The sequence below is a fragment of the Actinacidiphila polyblastidii genome (assembly GCF_036353415.1).
Taxonomy (GTDB): Bacteria; Actinomycetota; Actinomycetes; order Streptomycetales; family Streptomycetaceae; genus Actinacidiphila; species Actinacidiphila polyblastidii.
In genome coordinates this window covers 178,368-197,452 of record NZ_JAZEWV010000008.1, presented here as the reverse complement: position 1 = coordinate 197,452, position 19,085 = coordinate 178,368, and the positions used below count along the sequence as shown (strand labels likewise).

Below are 19,085 nucleotides of genomic sequence, written 5' to 3'. Positions count from 1 at the left end.
GAGGCGCGAGGAGCGCCCGCCGCACCTGCGAGGGTGCGCGCGTCGTGGGAGGCACGGCGGAACGCCTGAGGGGCCGGTGGATACCGGCCCCTCAGGCGTTCCTGGTGCGCGTCAGGCGGTCGGCCGGCTCAGCCGCCGAACTCGCCCATGCCCTTGAGCGCCGCGTCCAGCAGCGCCTGCCGGCCGTCCAGCTCGGCCTGGAGCTTGTCGGCCTTCGAGTGGTTCCCCGCCGCGCGGGCCGTCTCGATCTGCCGGCTCAGCTTGTCGACCGCCGCCTGCAACTGCCCGGTCAGACCCGCCGCGCGGGCCCTGACCTCGGGGTTGGTGCGGCGCCACTCGGCCTCCTCGGAGTCCTGGAGCGCCCGCTCCACCGTGTGCATCCGCGCCTCGATCCGCGGCCGCGCGTCGCGCGGCACGTGGCCGATGGCCTCCCAGCGCTCGTTGATGCCGCGGAAGGTCGCCCGCGCCGCCTTCAGGTCGCCCACCGGCAGCAGCTTCTCCGCCTCGGTGACCAACTCCTCCTTGCGGGCCAGGTTGTCGCGCTGCTCGGTGTCCCGCTCGGCGAAGACGTCCGCGCGGGCGGCGAAGAACACGTCCTGGGCGCCGCGGAAACGGTTCCACAGGTCGTCCTCGGCCTCGCGCTGGGCGCGCCCCGCCGCCTTCCAGTCCGCCATCAGCTCGCGGTAGCGGGCCGCCGTGGGCCCCCAGTCGGTCGACCCGGACAGCGACTGCGCCTCGGTGACCAGCTTCTCCTTGGTCCGCCTGGCCTCCTCGCGCTGCGCGTCCAGCGACGCGAAGTGCGCCTTGCGCCGCTTGGAGAAGACCGACCTGGCGTGGCTGAAGCGGTGCCACAGCTCGTCGTCGGCCTTGCGGTCCAGCCGGGGCAGGCCCTTCCAGGTGTCGACCAGCGCGCGCAGCCGCTCGCCCGCGGTGCGCCACTGCTCGCTCTCCGCCAGCTGCTCGGCCTCGGTGACCAGTTGCTCCTTGGCGGTCCTGGCCTCCTCGCTCTGCTTGGCCCTGGCCGCCTTGCGTTCCTCACGCCGGGAGTCCACCAGCGCGACCAGCGCCTCCAGCCGCGCGGCCAGCGCCTCCAGGTCGCCCACCGCGTGCCCCTCGGCCACCGCCGCCTTCAGGTGGTCGATCGCCGCCAGCGCGTCCTTGGGCGCGAGGTCGGTGGTCCGTACGCGTCGTTCGAGGAGGCCGATCTCCACGACGAGCCCCTCGTACTTGCGCTCGAAGTAGGCCAGGGCCTCCGCCGGGGAGCCCGCCTGCCACGAACCGACCTCCTTCTCCCCGTCGGCCGTACGCACGTACACGGTCCCCGTCTCATCGACGCGGCCCCACGGGTCGCTGCTCACAGCGCCTCCCTCACGTGATGCCCGGCCGAATCTCGCCCGGCTGGCATCGTCCACAGTTTCACTCCGGTCGGGCCGCACGCCCTGACCGGTCCAACGCCAACATAGGCGACCGGCGGCCCGGCTGTCCGCATCCGATGCGGGCCCAATCGGGATTCAGATACCGATCAGGTCTCGGCCGGGCCGCCCGGTCGCCGGCCCCTCGTCGCTCAGGACTTGGTGACCCTCGCCTTGTTGATCACGACGGTCGCCCTCGGCGCGCCGTCGCCCTGACCGGTGCTCTCTCCCGCGCTGGCGATCTTGGACAGCACCTTCATGCCGTCCGCGGTGATCGTGCCGAAGGGGGTGTAGCTCGGCGGCAGCGGGCTGTCCTTGTAGACGAGGAAGAACTGGCTGCCGCCGGTGTGCTTCTGCCCGGTGTTGGCCATCGCCACGGTGCCGGCCTTGTACGTGACCGAGCCGCTGGCGCCCGCCTTGCCGAAGGCGGTCAGGTTCTCGTCGCCGATGGTGTAGCCGGGGCCGCCGCTGCCGCTGCCGGTCGGGTCGCCGCACTGGAGCACGTAGATGCCCGACGTGGTCAGCCGGTGGCACTTGGTGTGGTCGAAGAACCCCTTGCCGGCGAGGAAGTCGAAGGAGTTGACCGTCTCCGGGGCCTTCGCCGCCTCCAGCGCGATCGGGATGGCGCCGCACGTCGTGGTCAGGGTGAAGGTGTACTGGGCGCTCTTGTCGATGGTCTGCGCCGGCTCCTTCTTCCACTGCTGGGTGCCCGGCTTGCCGGCGGCGGGCTTGGCGCACGGGTCCTTCACGGCGGCCGCCGACGGCGACGCCGACGCCGACACGGACGGGGAGGCGTTGGCCGCGTCGCTCTTCTTCTTGCCGCTGTCGCTGTCGAACGCGCCGCCCGCGTAGGCGCCGACGAGGCCGATGGCGACCACCGCGACCACACCGCCGATCACCGCGTTGCGCACCGTCGACCGCTTGCGCTGCTGAACCCTGCGCTGCTGCTGCCGCTCGAACTTCTCCCGGGCGAGCTGCCGCCGCCGCTGATCCTTGGTGACCACTTCGCCGTCTCCGTCGTCTGTGTCCGTTGTTGCCCTACGTACAGTGGGGGGTACGCTGTGCGTTCGCTGTGTGTCGGCTGTCTCCGGTGGGGACGGCCGTTGTCTCTTGTGTCGAACGCGAATGCGCTGTCGCAGATCTTCGCGTCCTGCGGGCCCGCAGTCCAGTCCACGGGCACCGCCATGGGGGCACGATACGAGTTCGCGACCGCCGCACGGTCGCCGGTAGGCTCGTGAACCACCGCCGCCGCCACCCGCGAAGCGATCCGCGGACGACTGAAGGACGAACGTGCTCATTGCCGGGTTCCCCGCCGGGGCCTGGGGGACCAACTGCTACGTGGTCGCCCCCGCCGCCGGTGAGGAGTGCGTGATCGTCGACCCGGGTCACCTCGCGACCCAGGGCGTCGAGGACACGCTCGCCAAGCACCGACTCAAGCCCGTGGCCGTCGTCCTCACCCACGGGCACATCGACCATGTCGCCTCCGTGGTCCCGGTCTGCGGCGCGCGCGGCGTCCCCGCGTGGATCCACCCCGAGGACCGCTACATGCTCTCCGACCCGGAGCGGGCGCTGGGCCGCGCGTTCGGCGCGCAGCTGCTCGGCGAGCTGACCGTCGGCGAGCCCGACGACCTGAGGGAGCTGTCCGACGGCGCGGCGCTGAGCCTGGCGGGGCTGGAGCTCTCCGTCGCGCACGCGCCCGGCCATACCAGGGGGTCGGTGACGTTCAGGGTGCCCGAGACCGCCGAGATCCCCTCGGTGCTCTTCTCCGGGGACCTGCTCTTCGCCGGCTCCGTCGGACGCACCGACCTGCCCGGAGGATCGACGGCCGAGCTGTACGAGTCGCTGGCCCGCGTGTGCCTGCCGCTCGACGACTCGACCGTGGTGCTCTCGGGGCACGGCCCCCAGACGACCATCGGCCGCGAGCGCGCCGCCAACCCCCATCTGGGCGAGGCGGCCCGCGGCCACGGAGCCGGCGACCCGGCTCCACGACGAGGATTGTGACGACTGCTGCTGTGAGCGCGTTCCAGGCCCCCAAGGGCACCTACGACCTGCTGCCGCCGGACTCCGCGACGTATCTCGCGGTGCGCGAGGCCATCGCGGCGCCGGTCCGCCGCGCCGGGTACGGCTACGTCGAGACCCCCGGATTCGAGAACGTCGAGCTGTTCTCCCGGGGCGTCGGCGAGTCCACCGACATCGTGACCAAGGAGATGTTCACCCTCACCACCAAGGGCGGCACCGAGCTGGCGCTGCGCCCCGAGGGCACCGCCTCGGTGCTGCGCGCGGCCCTCCAGGCGAACCTGCACAAGGCCGGCAACCTGCCCGTCAAGCTCTGGTACTCCGGCTCGTACTACCGCTACGAGCGCCCGCAGGCCGGCCGCTACCGGCACTTCTCGCAGGTGGGCGCCGAGGCGATCGGCGCCGAGGACCCGCTGCTCGACGCCGAGCTGATCATCCTGGCGTCGGACGCCTACCGCGCGCTGGGCCTGCGCGACTTCCGGCTGCTGCTGAACTCGCTCGGCGACCGGGAGTGCCGCCCGGCGTACCGCACCGCGCTGCAGGACTTCCTGCGCGGCCTGGACCTGGACGAGGACACCCGCCGGCGGATCGACATCAACCCGCTGCGGGTGCTGGACGACAAGCGCGAGTCGGTGCAGTCCCAGCTGGCCGGTGCGCCGCTGATCGCCGACCACCTGTGCGAGGCGTGCAAGGCGTACCACGAGCAGGTCCGCGAGCTGCTGACGGCGGCCGGGGTGGCGTACGAGGACGACCCGAAGCTGGTCCGCGGCCTGGACTACTACACCCGGACCACCTTCGAGTTCGTCCACGACGGTCTCGGCTCGCAGTCCGCGGTGGGCGGCGGCGGCCGCTACGACGGCCTGTCCGAGATGATCGGCGGCCCCTCGCTGCCGTCGGTGGGCTGGGCGCTGGGCGTGGACCGCACCGTGCTGGCGCTCCAGGCCGAGGGCGTGGAGCTGGCGCTGCCCGCGGCCACCGACGTCTACGCGGTGCCGCTCGGCGAGGAGGCCAGGCGGGCGCTGTTCACCGCGGTCACCGCGCTGCGCAGGGCCGGGGTCGCCGCGGACTTCGCCTTCGGCGGCAAGGGCATGAAGAACGCCATGAAGTCCGCCAACCGCTCCGGGGCGCGCTTCGCGCTCGTCGCGGGGGAGCGGGACCTCGCCGAGGGCGTCGCCCAGCTCAAGGACCTCGCGACCGGCGAGCAGGGACCGGTGCCGCTGGAGGAGATCGTGACGACCGTCAAGGAGCGGCTGGCCTGAACCCTCGTCCGAGTGGAGACCCGTCAGCGCTTACCTCCAGCTGACGGGTCTCATGCACAATGAATGGTGCCCGCCCCCCACGCACCAGAGAAACGGCGACCATGACTGCATCCGCTCTTGACGAGCCGCGAACGGACGGCGACCGCGATCCGCAGGCTCCCGGCGGACTCGCGGCGGGCAAGGCGTTCACCTGGCTCCTGCTGATCTGCGGAGCGCTCGGCCTGGTCGCCTCGTTCGTGATCACCGACGACAAGTTCAAGCTGCTGCAGGCCAAGGTCGAGGGCAGGACGTACACCCCGGCGTGCAGCCTGAACCCGGTCATCTCCTGCGGCAACGTGATGGAGAGCTCCCAGGCGCACGTCTTCGGCTTCCAGAACCCGATCATCGGCCTGGTCGCCTACGCCGTGGTGATCTGCCTGGCCGTGGGCATGCTGGCGGGCGCCCGCTACGAGCGCTGGTTCTGGTACGGCCTGCAGGCCGGCGGCCTGTTCGGCGTGGTCTTCATCACCTGGCTCCAGTACCAGACGATCTACCACATCCACGCGATCTGCCTGTGGTGCTCGCTGGCCTGGGTCGTCACCATCCTGATCTTCTGGTACACCGCCGTCCACAACATCAAGCACCGCCTGATCAAGGTCCCCGAGGGCGCCCGCTCGCTGGTGCTGGAGTTCCACTGGGTGGTCCCGGTGCTGTGGTACGGCGTGATCGCCACCGCGATCCTGGTGAAGTTCTGGTACTACTGGAAGACGCTGATCTAGAGCGGCGTCACGTACGCCCCGCCGATGCCGCCGTCCACCAGGAACTCGCTCGCGGTCACGAAGGACGCGTCGTCGCTGGCCAGGAAGGCCACCGCGGCGGCGATCTCGGTGGCCTCCGCGAACCGCCCGAGCGGGATGTGCACCAGCCGCCGGGCGGCCCGCTCCGGGTCCTTGGCGAACAGCTCGCGCAGCAGCGGCGTGTCGACCGGGCCCGGGCACAGCGCGTTCACCCTGATCCCCTCGCGGGCGAACTGCACACCCAGCTCCCGGCTCATCGCCAGCACCCCGCCCTTGGACGCGGTGTAGGAGATCTGCGAGGTGGCCGCGCCCATCACCGCGACGAAGGACGCCGTGTTGATGATCGAGCCCTTGCCCTGCCGGCGCATGTACGGCAGCGCCGCCTTGCAGCACAGGTACACCGAGGTCAGGTTCACCTCCTGCACGCGGCGCCAGGCGTCGAGGCCGGTGGTGAGGATCGAGTCGTCGTCCGGCGGGGAGATCCCGGCGTTGTTGAAGGCGACGTCCACCGAGCCGTAGGTGTCGTGGGCGGCCCGGAACAGCGCCTCGACCTGGTCCGGATCGGTCACGTCGGTCGGCACGAAGACGCCGCCGGTCTCCGCGGCGGCGGCCGCGCCCGACACCGGGTCGATGTCCGCGGCGACGATCCGCGCCCCCTCGGAGGCCAGCCGGCGGGCGGTGGCCAGGCCGATGCCGCTGCCCGCGCCGGTCACCACGGCGGTACGGCCGACGAGGCGGCGGCAGACGGGCGTTGCGTCCTGCGGGCGGTCCGGCATGGGCGTCGCTCCTGTGTCGGGTGCGGGGTCAGTCGGTGGCGAGGAAGACGTTCTTGGTCTCGGTGAACGCCGCGAGCGCGTCCGGGCCCAGCTCCCGGCCGAGGCCGGACTGCTTGAACCCGCCGAACGGCGTCCAGTAGCGCACGCTGCTGTGGGAGTTGACCGACAGGTTGCCGGCCGCGACGCCGCGCGCCACCCGGACCGCGCGGCCCAGGTCGCGGGTCCACAGCGAGCCCGCCAGACCGTACGCGGTGGCGTTCGCCAGCCGCAGCGCCTCCTCCTCGTCCTCGAAGGGGAGCACCACCGCGACCGGTCCGAACACCTCCTCGACGGCGACCGGCGCTGCCGGGTCCTGCGGCGCCAGCACGGTCGGCGGGTACCAGAACCCGGGACCTCGCGGGGCCCCGCCGCGGGCGACCACCGGCAGGTCGGCGGTCACGAAGCCCTGGACGCGGCGCAGTTGCGCCGCCGAGATCAGCGGGCCCATCTGGGTGGCCGGGTCGGCCGGATCGCCGGTGACCACCGACTCCACGGCGGGGACCAGGAGTTCGAGGAAGCGGTCGTACACCGCGCGCTGCACCAGGATGCGGGTGCGGGCGCAGCAGTCCTGGCCGGCGTTGTCCAGGAACGCCATCGGGTCGGCGGCACGCTCCAGATCGGCGTCGGCGAAGACGATGTTCGGGCTCTTGCCGCCGAGTTCGAGGGTCAGCCGCTTCACCCCGTCCGCGCACCGGGCCATGATGCCCCTGCCGACCGCGGTGGAGCCGGTGAAGACGATCTTGCGGACGTCGGGGTGCTCGACCAGCCGGGCGCCGGCCACCGGGCCCGCGCCCGGCAGCACCTGGAACAGGTCCTGCGGAAGGCCCGCCTCCAGCGCCAGCGCCGCCAGCCGCAGCGCGGTCAGCGGAGTGGCCTCCGCGGGCTTGAGCAGCACCGCGTTGCCCGCCGCGAGCGCCGGGGCGAAGCCCCACCCGGCGATCGGCATCGGGAAGTTCCACGGCACGATCACGCCCACCACGCCCAGCGGTTCGTGGAAGGTCAGGTCGAGGCCGCCCGCCACCGGGATCTGACGGCCCGCCAACCGCTCGACACCGCCCGCCGCGTACTCCAGCAGGTCCCGTACGTTGCCCGCCTCCCAGCGGGCGGCCGCCAGGGTGTGCCCGGCCTCGCGCACCTCGAGCGCGGCCAGCTCCTCCAGGTGCGCGTCCACCTCGGCGGCGAACCGCCGCAGCAGCCGGGCCCGTTCGCCCGGCGCCAGCGCCGCCCAGCGCGGCTGCGCCCGCACCGCCGCCGCCACCGCGCGGTCCACGCCCGCGGCCGACGTGGCCTCGACGGTCGCGATCACCTGCTCCGTCGCGGGGTTGAGCACCTCGTGTGCGTCGGCCGTCACCGCGCCCCCTACATCCGTTCGAAGGATCGGAACCGCTCCCAGTCGGTGACCGCGGCGTCGAACTGCCGCTGCTCCACCGCGGCCATGTTCGCGTAGTGCGCGACGACCTCGGCGCCGAAGGCATCCTGCGCGAGGGCGCTGTCCCGCCACAGCGCGGCGGCTTCCCGCAGCGAGCCCGGCACTCTCGGGTAGTCGGCGGTGTAGGCGTTGCCGGTGCACGGCTCGGGCAGCTCCAGGCCGCGCTCGACCCCGTGCAGCCCGGCCGCGATCATCGCGGCCAGCGCCAGGTACGGGTTCACGTCGCCGCCGGGCACCCGGTTCTCCAGCCGCAGCGACGCGCCGTGCCCCACCACCCGCAGCGCGCAGGTCCTGTTGTCGTGCCCCCAGGCCACCGCGGTGGGCGCGAACGAACCCTCCCGGTAGCGCTTGTAGGAGTTGATGTTCGGCGCGAGGAACAGCGTCAACTCCCGCAGCGCGGCGAGCTGTCCGGCCAGGAAGGCGCGCATGGTCGCCGACATGCCGCCCGCCGCGTCGGCGAAGGCGGGGCGGCCCTCGGTGTCGCGCAGCGACAGGTGGACGTGGCAGGAGTTGCCCTCCCGCTCGTCGTACTTCGCCATGAAGGTGAGCGCCATGCCCTCCTGCGCGGCGATCTCCTTCGCGCCGGTCTTGTACACGCTGTGCTGGTCGCAGGTGGTGAGCGCCTCGTCGTAGCGGAACACCACCTCGTGCTGGCCGAGGTTGCACTCGCCCTTGGCCGACTCCGGGGTGAGCCCCGCGCCGGCCATGTCGTTGCGCAGCCGGCGCAGCAGCGGCTCGACCCGGGCGGTGGCCAGCACGGAGTAGTCCGCGTTGTACTGGTTGGCCGGCGTCAGGCCGCGGTAGCCCGCGTCCCAGGCGTGCTCGTAGGTGTTCCGGAACAGCAGGAACTCCAGCTCGGTGCCGGCGTGCGCGCTCAGGCCCCGCTCGGCCAGCCGCTCCAGCTGGCGGCGCAGGATCTGCCGCGGCGAGGCGGTGACGGGCGTGCCGTCCTGCCAGGCGAGGTCGGCCAGCAGCAGGACGGTGCCGTCCTGCCAGGGGATGCGGCGCAGCGTGGCGGGGTCGGGGCGCATCACGAAGTCGCCGTAGCCGCGGTCCCAGGAGGACATGGCGTAGCCGTCCACCGTCGTCTGGTCGACGTCCACCGCGAGGAGGTAGTCGCAGCCCTCGGAGCCGTGCGGGAGCACCTCGTCGAGGAAGAAGGGCGCGGCGAAGCGTTTGCCCTGCAGGCGGCCCTGCATGTCGGTGAACGCCAGCACCACGGTGTGCACGGTGCCGGCGGCCGTCAGGCCCCGTAACGCCTCCACGCTCAGCGGAGCGGTGCGCTCGCCCACGTCGTGACCTCCGGTCTCGGTTCGCCCCCACCGTAGGGGCTGCGCCCGGCGGGGGAAACAACCCCGGCCCGCACGTCGCCGTACGACGGGCCCCGCCGCCGGGCAGGGCGTAGCGTCGCGGGGGAGCGAAGCGGAGGCGGGCGTGCTGGTCGGGGTGACGACGTATCGGGAGCGGGCGCGGTGGGGGGTGTGGGAGCTGGACGCGGCGCTGCTGCCGCAGGCGTACGTGCGGCTGGTGACGGACGCGGGCGCCGCGGCGGTCCTGCTGCCGCCGCAGCCGGGGGCCGCCGCGGACGAGGTGGTGCGGCGGCTCGACGCGGTGATCGTGGCCGGCGGCCCCGACGTCGCCCCGGGGCTCTACGGCGCGGCGCGCGACCCGAGGACCGGCCCCGAGGCCCCCGCGCGGGACGCCTGGGAGAGCGCGCTGCTGACCGCGGCGCTGCGGGCCGACCGCCCGCTGCTGGGCGTGTGCCGCGGCATGCAGCTGCTCAACGTGGTGCGCGGCGGCACCCTGGCCCAGCACATCGAGGGCCACCTCGACGCGCCGGGCGTCTTCGGCACGCACGAGATCGCCGCCACCCCCGGCACCCTGCTCGCCTCGCTGCTGCCGGACCCGGTCGCCGTGCCGACCCACCACCACCAGGCCGTCGACCGCCTCGGCGGCGGCCTGACCGTGTCGGCGCGCGCCGCCGACGGCACCGTCGAGGCGGTGGAGGCGCCGGGCGTCCGCTTCGCGCTGGGCGTGCAGTGGCATCCCGAGCAGGACACCGACCTGCGGCTGGTGCGCGGTCTGCTGGCGGCCGCCGGGGACGGCGCTGTCGGCGGCGTGACCTAGGCTCGGTGGCGTGGAGCCAGACCTGTTCACCGCCGCGGCGGAAGACCGCCAGGAGCGCGACCCCAGCAGCAGCCCGCTCGCCGTGCGGATGCGTCCGCGCGTCCTGGAGGAGGTGGTCGGCCAGCAGCACCTGCTGCGCCCCGGCTCACCGCTGCGCCGCCTGGTGGGGGAGAGCGGCGGCGGCCCCGCCGGCCCTTCCTCGGTGATCCTGTGGGGTCCGCCCGGCACCGGCAAGACCACCCTGGCGTACGTGGTGAGCAAGGCGACGAACAAGCGGTTCGTGGAGCTGTCGGCGATCACCGCGGGCGTCAAGGAGGTCCGCGCGGTCATCGAGAGCGCGAAGCGCCAGGCGGGCGGCTACCAGCGCGAGACGGTGCTGTTCCTCGACGAGATCCACCGGTTCAGCAAGGCCCAGCAGGACTCCCTGCTGCCCGCGGTCGAGAACCGCTGGGTCACGCTGATCGCCGCCACCACCGAGAACCCGTACTTCTCGGTGATCTCCCCGCTGCTGTCGCGCTCGCTCCTGCTGACCCTGGAGCCGCTCACCGACGACGACGTGCGCGGCGTCGTGCGCCGCGCCCTCGGCGACGAGCGGGGCCTGGGCGGCGCGGTCACGCTGGCCGAGGACGCCGAGGCGCACCTGCTGCGGATCGCCGGCGGCGACGCCCGCCGCGCCCTGACCGCCCTGGAGGCGGGCGCCGGCTCGGCGCTCGCCAAGGGCGAGGACGCGATCACGCTGGCCACGCTGGAGGCGGCGGTGGACCGGGCCGCGGTGACGTACGACCGCGACGGCGACCAGCACTACGACGTGGCGAGCGCGCTGATCAAGTCGATCCGCGGCTCGGACGTCGACGCGGCGCTGCACTACCTGGCCCGGATGATCGAGGCGGGCGAGGACCCGCGCTTCATCGCGCGGCGGCTGATGATCTCGGCGAGCGAGGACATCGGCCTGGCCGACCCCACCGCGCTGCCGACGGCGGTCGCCGCCGCGCAGGCGGTCGCCATGATCGGCTTCCCCGAGGCGTCGCTGATCCTCAGCCACGCCACCATCGCCCTCGCGCTGGCCGCCAAGTCCAACTCCGCGACCGTGGCGATCGGCGCGGCGCTCGCCGACGTCCGCGAGGGCAAGGCGGGCCCGGTGCCGCGCCACCTGCGCGACGGCCACTACAAGGGCGCGGCCAAGCTCGGCCACGCCCAGGGCTACGTCTATCCGCACGACGTGCCGGGCGCGGTCGCCGCCCAGCAGTACGCCCCGGACGAGCTGCACGGCCGCCGGTACTACGAGCCGACCCGCTACGGCGCGGAGGCGCGGTACGCGGACGTCCTGGAGTGGGTGCGCGAGCGGCTGGCGGGCGGCCAGGGCGAGTAGCCGCCCGGCAGCACCGGCCGGGCGGCGGCGCGGCGCGCGCTCACCGCGCGCGGGCGGCGGCGAACAGCTCCCGCAGCGCCCGCTGCGCGGCGCCGACGCCGTCGACCGGCGCGGGGAAGTCGAAGCGGGCGTCGAAGCTTCCGCCCGCGGTGCGGAAGCGCACCCGCAGCCCGAAGCGGTCGAGCGCGACCGGGACCGCGCCGCTGGTGCAGCGGCCCGCGCCGGACACCAGCGAGCACAGCGCCCCGACCTCGTCCGGGTGGGAGGCCGCCAGGTGCTGGAGGACCGCCGTCTCCTCGGTCGCCAGCGGATCGGCCTCGGCGTCCGCGAAGTCGTCCGGCTCGACCAGCGCGGCGCCCCACAGGTCGTCCAGCGCGATCTCGCCGACCTCCAGCCGCAGCAGCTGCGCGCCGGCCTCGAAGGAGCCGCCGGGCACCAGGGTCAGCCACCCCGCGACCTGGGCCCTGCCGCGGATGCGGTGCGGGACCGCGACGGGTGCGACGTCCGTGACCTCCAGCACAGCGCTCGCCTCGTCGTCGGCGGCGGCGCGGACCGCGCGCACGGCCGGCGAATCGTCCGCGAACAGCAGGAAGACGTCGCCGGCCGGTCCCACCGAGCACCGCAGCGGCACCAGCGCGGCGGCCGGCGCCGGGATCAGCCCCGGAATGGCCAGGGCGAGCGACGAGTTACCCTCGACGAGAGTGCGCGCGCGTTCGGCGGCCGAGGGCTGCCGGGGCGCTTCCTCGTTTTCGGGACGCGGCTGACCGTGCCGGGACCCGTCCGACTGAGGTGAACCGTCGGACAGATCGGGCACGGGGTTCCCGGGTCGAATCATGCGCACTCCTCAGTTAAGGTAAGCCTTACCTAATTTACACGGAGGTTCGACGCACGTGAATCAGTCGCGTCCCAAGGTCAAGAAGTCCCGGGCGCTGGGCATCGCGCTCACCCCCAAGGCGGTCAAGTACTTCGAGGCACGCCCCTACCCGCCGGGTGAGCACGGCCGTGGCCGCAAGCAGAACAGCGACTACAAGACCCGGCTGCTGGAGAAGCAGCGGCTGCGTGCCCAGTACGACATCAGCGAGCGCCAGATGCAGCGCGCCTACGACCGTGCCAAGAAGGTCGACGGCAAGACCGGCGAGGCGCTGATCGTCGAGCTGGAGCGCCGGCTGGACGCCCTGGTGCTCCGCTCCGGCCTGGCCCGCACCATCTACCAGTCCCGCCAGATGGTCGTGCACGGCCACATCGAGGTGAACGGCCGCAAGGTCGACAAGCCCTCCTTCCGGGTCCGCCCCGAGGACGTCGTCCAGGTCCGCGAGCGGTCCCGCGACAAGACGCCCTTCGTCGTCGCCCGCGAGGGCGGCTGGGCCGGCGAGGGCGAGGGCCCCCGCTACCTCCAGGTCAACCTGCAGGCGCTCGCCTTCCGGCTGGACCGCGACCCCAACCGCAGCGAGATCCCGGTGATCTGCGACGAGCAGCTCGTCGTCGAGTACTACGCCCGCTGACCGGTCCCGCCCGCACCTCCCCGCGGGACCGGCGCGCCGGTCCCGCGCAGCGGCTCAGCCCGCCGCCTCACCCGAGGCGGCGGGCTCCTGCGTCTTCCTGGCCTCCCCGGGCCCGCCGGCCCGCCGCACCTGGCGCGGCCCCGGCCGCCGCGGCGGCTCCAGCGCCCTGACCACCGCCTCGTCCAGGCCCAGCGCGGCGCCCTCCAGCAGCGCGGCCGCGTAGGCCGACTCGCCCAGCTCGTGGCGCACCCGCTGCTCGCACACCCGGTGCGGCGCGTTGAAGTGCCGCGAGCCGAACAGCCGCAGGCCCACCGACCCCCACAGCCGGCCCGCCGCGCCCTGGAGCACCGCCGCCTCGTGCGGCGCGCCCTCGTCCTGCGTGATCAGCGCCAGCAGTTCGAGCGCCAGCACCGAGCCCACCAGGTCCTGGAAGGCGTGGTCGATGGCGAGCGACTCCTCGGCCAGCCGCCGCGCCCGCCCCTGCTCGCCGGCCATCCAGGCCGCGTAGGCCAGCACGTACAGGGCGTACGCCAGGGTCCACCGCTCGCCGTGGTCGCGGCAGATCTCCCTGACCTCCTCGGCCAGCCGCACCGCCTGCTCCACGTCGCCCTGGAAGGCCACCGCCATCGCCAGCTCGACCTGGCCCATCAGCACGTTGCTGTTCAGCTCGCCGATGCTGCGGTAGCGCACCAGCGCGTCGCCGATGAAGCGCTCGGCGCGCGGCATGTCGTCGGAGACCAGGGCCAGGCAGCCGAGCCGGTGCACCGCGTACGCCTCGGCGCTGGCGTTGCCGTTCGCCGCGGCCTCCTGCCGGCACTCCTGGAGCACCGCGAGCGCCGCCGGCGAGTCGCCCTGCAGCAGCGCCACATAGCCGTACACCCACATCGCCTTCGCGCGCGCGTCGGTCGGCGCGTCCGAGGCGTCCAGCGCCCGCTCCAGCCAGTGCCGGCCCTCGGTGATCCGCCCGCAGCCGACCCAGCAGAACCACAGCGTCGCCGCCAGGTACTGCCCGACCGCCGGATCATCCGCCGGGTCGCCCTCGCTGCCGTCGAGGCTGAACTCCAGCGCCAGCCGCAGGTTCGGCAGGTCGGCCGCGACCCGCGCGGCGACCTCGGCCTGCCGCGGGCTGAACCAGTCCAGCTCGCACCAGGTGGCCAGGCCCAGGTACCAGTCGCGGTGCCGCCGCCGCATCCGCGCCTCGTCGCCGAGTGCGGCCAGCCACACCGCGCCGTACTCGCGCACCGTCTCCAGCATCCGGTAGCGGACCTGGCCCCGCGGGTCCTCCTCGCGGGAGAGCACGGACTGCGCGACCAGCTCCGCAATCGTTTCCGCCACGCCGTCCTGGGCCAATTCGGGGCCGGCGCAGACGTACTCCACCGCGTCCAGGTCGAAGGCGCTCGCGAAGACCGACAGCCGCGCCCACAGCAACCGCTGCGCGGGCGTGCACAGTTCGTGGCTCCAGCCGATCGCGGTGCGCAGCGCCCGGTGCCGGGCCGGAGCGCTCGGGTCGCCGCCGGTCAGCAGCCGGAACCGGTCGTCGAGCCGGTCGAGCACCTGCTCCACCGACAGCGCCCGCAGCCGGACCGCGGCCAGCTCCAGCGCCAGCGGCAGCCCGTCCAGCCGCGACACCAGGTCGCCCACCGCCTGCGCGTTCGCCTCGGTCACCGCGAAGCCGGGCACCACCGCGGCGGCCCGCTCGGCGAAGAGCGCGGCGGCCTGCGCGGGGTCCGGCGGCGCGAGCGGCAGCAGCCGCTCCCCGGTCACGCCCAGCTGGCGCCGTCCCGCGGCCAGCACCCGCAGGCCGGGCGCCCGCGCCAGCAGCTCGGCGACCAGCCGCGCGCAGCGGTCCCGCCACCGGTCGAAGCCGTCCAGCACCAGCAGCAGTTCCCGGTCGGCGAGGTGGTCGGCGAGCGCCTCCCCGGGCGACCTGGTGGTGTGGTCGGGCAGCCGCAGCGCGTCGGCGACGGCCTGCTCCACCAGCAGCTCGTCGCGCAGCCCGGACAGCTCCACCGCCCAGACGCCGTCGCGGAAACGGTCCTGCAGCTGCCGGGCCGCGCGCAGCGCCAGCCGGCTCTTCCCCACCCCGCCGGGCCCGGTGACCGTGGTCAGCCGGGAGCGGCCCAACAGCTCCGACAGATCGGTGAGTTCGACGCTACGGCCGACGAAGCCGGCCAGCTCGGCCGGAAGGTTGCCCGCGGTACCCATGATGCACGGAGCGTACTGGGGCATGCGCGGAACGTACAACCGGCATGGCATGGGCGGTGCCCCGCCGTCGAGCCGCGGCGCGATAGGGTCTGAGCGAACGAAATGCAGTGACAAAGAAGGAGAGCGGCAGCGTGTCCGGTGGAGAGCTGGCCGGCCTGATCGTGGCGGTGTTCTGGGCGATCCTGGTGTCCTTCCTTGCCGTCGCGCTGGCCAGGCTCGCCCAGACGCTCCGGCGCACCTCCGAACTGGTGGCCGGCATCACCGAGCAGGCGGTGCCGCTGCTCGGCGAGGCGTCCGACGCGCTGCGCAGCGCGCACACCCAGCTCGACCGCGTCGACACCATCACCGCCGACGTCGCCGAGGTGACCGCCAACGCCTCCGCACTGTCCTCGACCGTCGCCTCCGCCTTCGGCGGCCCGCTGGTGAAGGTCGCCGCCTTCTCCTACGGGGTGCGGCGCGCGGTCGGACTGCAGACCGGCGACGCCGGCCGCAGCCGCGCCAGGACCCTCACCGGCAAGGTGCTGCCGTCCGCCCGGCGGGCCGGCCGCCGCAACCGATCCAAGGACTGAGGCCCATGTTCCGCCGCCTGTTCTGGTTCCTCACCGGCGCCGCCACCGGCGTCTGGGCCACCGTCAAGGTCAACCGGGCGGTCCGCAGGATGAGCCCCGAGGGCCTCGCTGCGACCGCCGCACAGCGCGCCCTCGAGACGGGCGCGCGGATGCGGCTGTTCGCCCGGGACGTACGCGCCGGCATGGCGCAGCGCGAGGGCGAACTGCACGACGCGCTGGGCCTGACCGCCCGGGGCGAGGAGCCGGCGCCCGCCGACCGCGAGGACCTGCCGGGCCGGCCGGCCCGCAACCGCGACCTCCCGGCGGCCCGCCGGGGCATCACGTACGACGCGTACGACCGGAAGGACGAACACTGATGGAGTCGGCAGAAATCCGCCGCCGCTGGCTGCGCTTCTTCGAGGAGCGCGGGCACACCGTCGTGCCGTCGGCGTCCCTCATCGCCGACGACCCGACGCTGCTGCTGGTCCCGGCCGGCATGGTGCCCTTCAAGCCGTACTTCCTCGGCGAGGTCAAGCCGCCCTTCGCGCGGGCCACCAGCGTCCAGAAGTGCGTCCGCACACCGGACATCGAAGAGGTCGGCAAGACCACCCGGCACGGCACGTTCTTCCAGATGTGCGGCAACTTCTCCTTCGGCGACTACTTCAAGGAAGGCGCCATCAAGTACGCCTGGGAGCTGCTCACCGCGCCCCAGGACAAGGGCGGTTACGGCCTGGAGCCGGACCGGCTGTGGATCACCGTCTACCAGGACGACGACGAGGCCGAGCAGATCTGGCGGGACGTCGTGGGCGTCCCCGCCGAGCGCATCCAGCGGCTGGGCAAGAAGGACAACTTCTGGTCGATGGGCGTGCCCGGCCCCTGCGGCCCCTGCTCGGAGATCAACTACGACCGCGGCCCCGAGTTCGGCGCCGAGGGCGGCCCCGCGGTCAACGACGAGCGGTACGTGGAGATCTGGAACCTGGTCTTCATGCAGTACGAGCGCGGCGCCGGCGAGGGCAAGGACGACTTCCCGATCCTCGGCGACCTGCCCGCCAAGAACATCGACACCGGCCTCGGCCTCGAACGCCTCGCGATGATCCTGCAGAACGTGCAGAACATGTACGAGACCGACACCCTGCGCGTGGTCATCGACAAGGCCACCGAGCTGACCGGCGTCCGCTACGGCCAGAGCCACGACACCGACGTGGCGCTGCGGGTCGTCGCCGACCACATGCGCACCTCCATGATGCTCATCGGCGACGGCGTCACCCCCGGCAACGAGGGCCGCGGCTACGTGCTGCGCCGGATCATGCGCCGCGCCATCCGCAACATGCGGCTGCTCGGCGCCCACGACCCGGTCGCCGCCGAGCTGATCGACGTGGTGCTCAAGACCATGGGCGAGCAGTACCCGGAGCTGATGACCGACCGCAAGCGGATCGAGACGGTCGCGCTCGCCGAGGAGGCCGCCTTCCTCAAGACCCTCAAGGCCGGCACCAACATCCTCGACACCGCCGTCACCGAGACCAAGGCCGGCGGCGGCTCGGTGCTCTCCGGCGACCAGGCGTTCCTGCTCCACGACACCTGGGGCTTCCCGATCGACCTCACCCTGGAGATGGCCTCCGAGCAGGGCCTGAGCGTCGACGAGGACGGCTTCCGGCGGCTGATGAAGGAGCAGCGGGACCGCGCCAAGGCCGACGCCCGCGCCAAGAAGACCGGCCACGCCGACCTCTCCGCCTACCGCGAGGTCGCCGACCGCTCCGGCGCCACCGTCTTCACCGGCTACACCGAGGACAGCAACGAGTCCACCGTCGTCGGCCTGCTCGTCGACGGCGTGCCCTCGCCCGCCGCCACCGAGGGCGACGAGGTCGAAGTGGTCCTGGACCGCACCCCCTTCTACGCCGAGGGCGGCGGCCAGCTCGCCGACACCGGCCGGATCCGGCTGGACAACGGCGCGGTGGTGGAGATCCGCGACGTGCAGCAGCCGGTGCCGGGCGTCTCCGTGCACAAGGGCGTCGTCCAGGTCGGCGAGATCGCGCTCGGCTCCGCCGCGCACGCCCAGATCGACCTGGTGCGCCGCCGGGCCATCGCCCGCGCGCACAGCGCCACCCACCTGACCCACCAGGCGCTGCGCGACGCGCTCGGCCCCACCGCCGCCCAGGCCGGCTCGGAGAACTCGCCCGGCCGCTTCCGCTTCGACTTCGGCTCGCCCGCCGCCGTCCCCGGCACCGTCCTCACCGACGTCGAGCAGAAGATCAACGAGGTCCTCGCCCGCGAACTCGACGTCCGGGCCGAGGTGATGCCGATCGCCGAGGCCAGGAAGCAGGGCGCCATCGCGGAGTTCGGCGAGAAGTACGGCGAGCAGGTCCGCGTCGTCACCATCGGCGACTTCTCCAAGGAGCTGTGCGGCGGCACCCACGTGCGCAACACCTCGCAGCTCGGCCTGGTCAAGCTGCTCGGCGAGTCCTCCATCGGCTCCGGCGTCCGCCGGGTCGAGGCGCTGGTCGGCGTGGACGCGTACCACTTCCTGGCCCGCGAGCACACCGTCGTCGCGCAGCTCACCGAGCTGGTCAAGGGCCGGCCCGAGGAGCTGCCCGAGAAGATCTCCGGGATGCTCGCCAAGCTGAAGGACGCCGAGAAGGAGATCGAGCGGTTCCGCGCCGAGAAGGTGCTTCAGGCCGCCGCCGGGCTCGCCGCCGGCGCCGCCGACGTCAAGGGCGTCGCCCTGGTCACCGGCACCGTGCCCGAGGGCACCGGCGCCGACGACCTGCGCCGGCTGGTGCTCGACGTCCGCCAGCGGATCACCGGCGGCCGGCCCGCCGTCGTCGCCCTGTTCACCGTCGCGGGCGGCCGCCCGCTGACCGTCGTCGCCACCAACGAGGCCGCGCGCGAGCGCGGCATCAAGGCCGGCGAGCTGGTCCGCACCGCGGCCAAGACGCTCGGCGGCGGAGGCGGCGGCAAGGACGACGTGGCGCAGGGCGGCGGCCAGAACGCCGCGGCCGTGCCCGAGGCCGTCCAGGCCGTCCAGCGCCTGGTCGCCGAGAAGGCGTGAGCAAGGCATGAGAAGGGGCGTGCGGATCGCGCTGGACGTCGGGGACGCCCGGATCGGGGTCGCCTCCTGCGACCCGGACGGCATCCTCGCCACCCCGGTCGAGACGGTGCCGGGGCGGGACGTGCCGGCCGCGCTGCGCAGGATCGCCGCGATCGTGGCGGAGTACGAGCCGATCGAGGTCGTCGTCGGGCTGCCGAGGTCCCTCAACGGGACCGAGGGCCCGGCGGCGGCCAAGGTCCGCGTCTTCACCCTGAATGTGGCGAAACTCATCGCACCGGTCGCGGTACGCCTGGTGGACGAGCGGATGACCACCGTCACCGCCACCCACGGGCTGCGCGCGTCCGGCGTGAAGGCGAAGAAGGGACGCTCCGTAGTCGATCAGGCGGCGGCCGTCGTCATCCTGCAGAGCGCGCTCGAGACCGAACGGGTGTCGGGCACAGCGCCCGGCAAGAGCGTCGAATCGGTCACCTGATCGCGGTACGGTAACGTTCCGCGCGATACGGCGGCGCCCCGGGGGCGCCGCCCGTTTCGCAGGGTCGGCAGGCCCGATACCGACCGCGTCGACCGCGTACCAAGGGGAC

At 73.5% G+C, this 19,085-nt stretch carries 17 protein-coding genes; 10 read left to right on the top strand and 7 right to left on the bottom strand.

The genetic code is table 11. The annotated features are described in order from the left end of the window. Positions 1-128: 128 nt before the first annotated feature. On the bottom strand, positions 129-1,358 hold the full coding sequence (locus V2S66_RS13150; protein WP_330794852.1) for a DUF349 domain-containing protein: 1,230 nt from the start codon (positions 1,356-1,358) through the stop codon (positions 129-131). A 206-nt stretch (positions 1,359-1,564) separates the two neighbouring features. Then, complete coding sequence (locus tag V2S66_RS13145) at positions 1,565-2,416, bottom strand: peptidylprolyl isomerase (protein WP_330794850.1); 852 nt, start codon at positions 2,414-2,416, stop codon at positions 1,565-1,567. A gap of 286 nt (positions 2,417-2,702) precedes the next feature. Here V2S66_RS13145 and V2S66_RS13140 point away from each other — a divergent pair, with 286 nt between their 5' ends. From V2S66_RS13140 to V2S66_RS13130, 3 genes are all read left to right on the top strand, one after another. Beyond that, positions 2,703-3,413, top strand: coding sequence for an MBL fold metallo-hydrolase (locus V2S66_RS13140; protein WP_330794848.1), 711 nt, complete (start codon positions 2,703-2,705; stop codon positions 3,411-3,413). Positions 3,414-3,424: 11 nt separating this feature from the next. Further along, positions 3,425-4,687 (top strand): histidine--tRNA ligase, encoded by a 1,263-nt coding sequence (gene hisS / locus V2S66_RS13135; RefSeq protein WP_330794846.1) that lies wholly within the window; start codon positions 3,425-3,427, stop codon positions 4,685-4,687. A gap of 101 nt (positions 4,688-4,788) precedes the next feature. Continuing rightward, the gene (locus V2S66_RS13130) at positions 4,789-5,445 is read left to right on the top strand and encodes a vitamin K epoxide reductase family protein (RefSeq protein WP_330794845.1); all 657 of its coding nucleotides are present in this window, start codon (positions 4,789-4,791) and stop codon (positions 5,443-5,445) included. Here the strand turns inward: V2S66_RS13130 and V2S66_RS13125 are convergent. Genes V2S66_RS13125 through V2S66_RS13115 form a run of 3 tightly spaced genes read right to left on the bottom strand, consistent with a single transcriptional unit; the run spans position 5,442 to position 8,999 of the window. Further along, positions 5,442-6,239, bottom strand: coding sequence for a 3-oxoacyl-ACP reductase (locus V2S66_RS13125; protein ID WP_330794844.1), 798 nt, complete (start codon positions 6,237-6,239; stop codon positions 5,442-5,444). The two genes, V2S66_RS13130 and V2S66_RS13125, sit on opposite strands and share 4 nt — an antisense overlap. 28 nt (positions 6,240-6,267) lie before the next feature. Next, positions 6,268-7,629: an aldehyde dehydrogenase family protein gene (locus V2S66_RS13120; RefSeq protein ID WP_330794842.1), complete on the bottom strand. Its 1,362-nt coding sequence runs from the start codon at positions 7,627-7,629 to the stop codon at positions 6,268-6,270. Positions 7,630-7,637: 8 nt separating this feature from the next. Then, positions 7,638-8,999 (bottom strand): glutamine synthetase family protein, encoded by a 1,362-nt coding sequence (locus tag V2S66_RS13115; protein ID WP_330794841.1) that lies wholly within the window; start codon positions 8,997-8,999, stop codon positions 7,638-7,640. Between the two features lie 145 nt (positions 9,000-9,144). Here V2S66_RS13115 and V2S66_RS13110 point away from each other — a divergent pair, with 145 nt between their 5' ends. Both V2S66_RS13110 and V2S66_RS13105 read left to right on the top strand, forming a co-directional pair. Continuing rightward, entirely contained in the window at positions 9,145-9,834 is a 690-nt protein-coding gene (locus V2S66_RS13110) for a gamma-glutamyl-gamma-aminobutyrate hydrolase family protein (protein ID WP_330795050.1), read from the top strand. Between the two features lie 10 nt (positions 9,835-9,844). Next, complete coding sequence (locus V2S66_RS13105) at positions 9,845-11,203, top strand: replication-associated recombination protein A (protein ID WP_330794840.1); 1,359 nt, start codon at positions 9,845-9,847, stop codon at positions 11,201-11,203. Between the two features lie 40 nt (positions 11,204-11,243). On the opposite strand, the gene V2S66_RS13100 is transcribed toward V2S66_RS13105, so the two are convergent. Further along, the gene (locus tag V2S66_RS13100; RefSeq protein ID WP_330794839.1) at positions 11,244-12,038 is read right to left on the bottom strand and encodes a DUF2470 domain-containing protein; all 795 of its coding nucleotides are present in this window, start codon (positions 12,036-12,038) and stop codon (positions 11,244-11,246) included. Positions 12,039-12,093: 55 nt separating this feature from the next. On the opposite strand from V2S66_RS13100, the gene rpsD reads away from it, so the two are divergent. Further along, positions 12,094-12,705 (top strand): 30S ribosomal protein S4, encoded by a 612-nt coding sequence (gene rpsD / locus V2S66_RS13095; protein ID WP_330794837.1) that lies wholly within the window; start codon positions 12,094-12,096, stop codon positions 12,703-12,705. A 54-nt stretch (positions 12,706-12,759) separates the two neighbouring features. Here the strand turns inward: rpsD and V2S66_RS13090 are convergent, their stop codons facing one another. Continuing rightward, positions 12,760-14,934: an ATP-binding protein gene (locus V2S66_RS13090; RefSeq protein WP_330794836.1), complete on the bottom strand. Its 2,175-nt coding sequence runs from the start codon at positions 14,932-14,934 to the stop codon at positions 12,760-12,762. A 107-nt stretch (positions 14,935-15,041) separates the two neighbouring features. On the opposite strand from V2S66_RS13090, the gene V2S66_RS13085 reads away from it, so the two are divergent. The 4 genes from V2S66_RS13085 to ruvX are packed head-to-tail and all read left to right on the top strand — an operon-like array spanning position 15,042 to position 18,976. Then, the gene (locus tag V2S66_RS13085; RefSeq protein WP_330794834.1) at positions 15,042-15,479 is read left to right on the top strand and encodes a DUF948 domain-containing protein; all 438 of its coding nucleotides are present in this window, start codon (positions 15,042-15,044) and stop codon (positions 15,477-15,479) included. 5 nt (positions 15,480-15,484) lie between these two features. Continuing rightward, complete coding sequence (locus tag V2S66_RS13080) at positions 15,485-15,835, top strand: DUF6167 family protein (protein ID WP_330794833.1); 351 nt, start codon at positions 15,485-15,487, stop codon at positions 15,833-15,835. Next, entirely contained in the window at positions 15,835-18,504 is a 2,670-nt protein-coding gene (alaS, locus tag V2S66_RS13075; RefSeq protein WP_330794831.1) for an alanine--tRNA ligase, read from the top strand. The genes V2S66_RS13080 and alaS overlap by 1 nt, the downstream gene beginning before the upstream one ends. Before the next feature lie 7 nt (positions 18,505-18,511). Next, a complete protein-coding gene (ruvX, locus tag V2S66_RS13070) occupies positions 18,512-18,976 on the top strand; it encodes a Holliday junction resolvase RuvX (RefSeq protein ID WP_330794830.1) in 465 nt (154 codons plus the stop codon). The last annotated feature ends 109 nt before the right edge of the window (positions 18,977-19,085 follow it).

Bases quoted from the DNA above. Each gene is read 5' to 3' on its own strand.
- V2S66_RS13130 (WP_330794845.1), top strand. From the start codon at position 4,789: ATGACTGCATCCGCTCTTGACGAGCCGCGAACGGACGGCGACCGCGAT.
- V2S66_RS13125 (WP_330794844.1), bottom strand. From the start codon at position 6,239: ATGCCGGACCGCCCGCAGGACGCAACGCCCGTCTGCCGCCGCCTCGTC.
- V2S66_RS13100 (WP_330794839.1), bottom strand. From the start codon at position 12,038: ATGATTCGACCCGGGAACCCCGTGCCCGATCTGTCCGACGGTTCACCT.
- V2S66_RS13090 (WP_330794836.1), bottom strand. From the start codon at position 14,934: ATGCCCCAGTACGCTCCGTGCATCATGGGTACCGCGGGCAACCTTCCG.
- V2S66_RS13080 (WP_330794833.1), top strand. From the start codon at position 15,485: ATGTTCCGCCGCCTGTTCTGGTTCCTCACCGGCGCCGCCACCGGCGTC.
- alaS (WP_330794831.1), top strand. From the start codon at position 15,835: ATGGAGTCGGCAGAAATCCGCCGCCGCTGGCTGCGCTTCTTCGAGGAG.
- ruvX (WP_330794830.1), top strand. From the start codon at position 18,512: ATGAGAAGGGGCGTGCGGATCGCGCTGGACGTCGGGGACGCCCGGATC.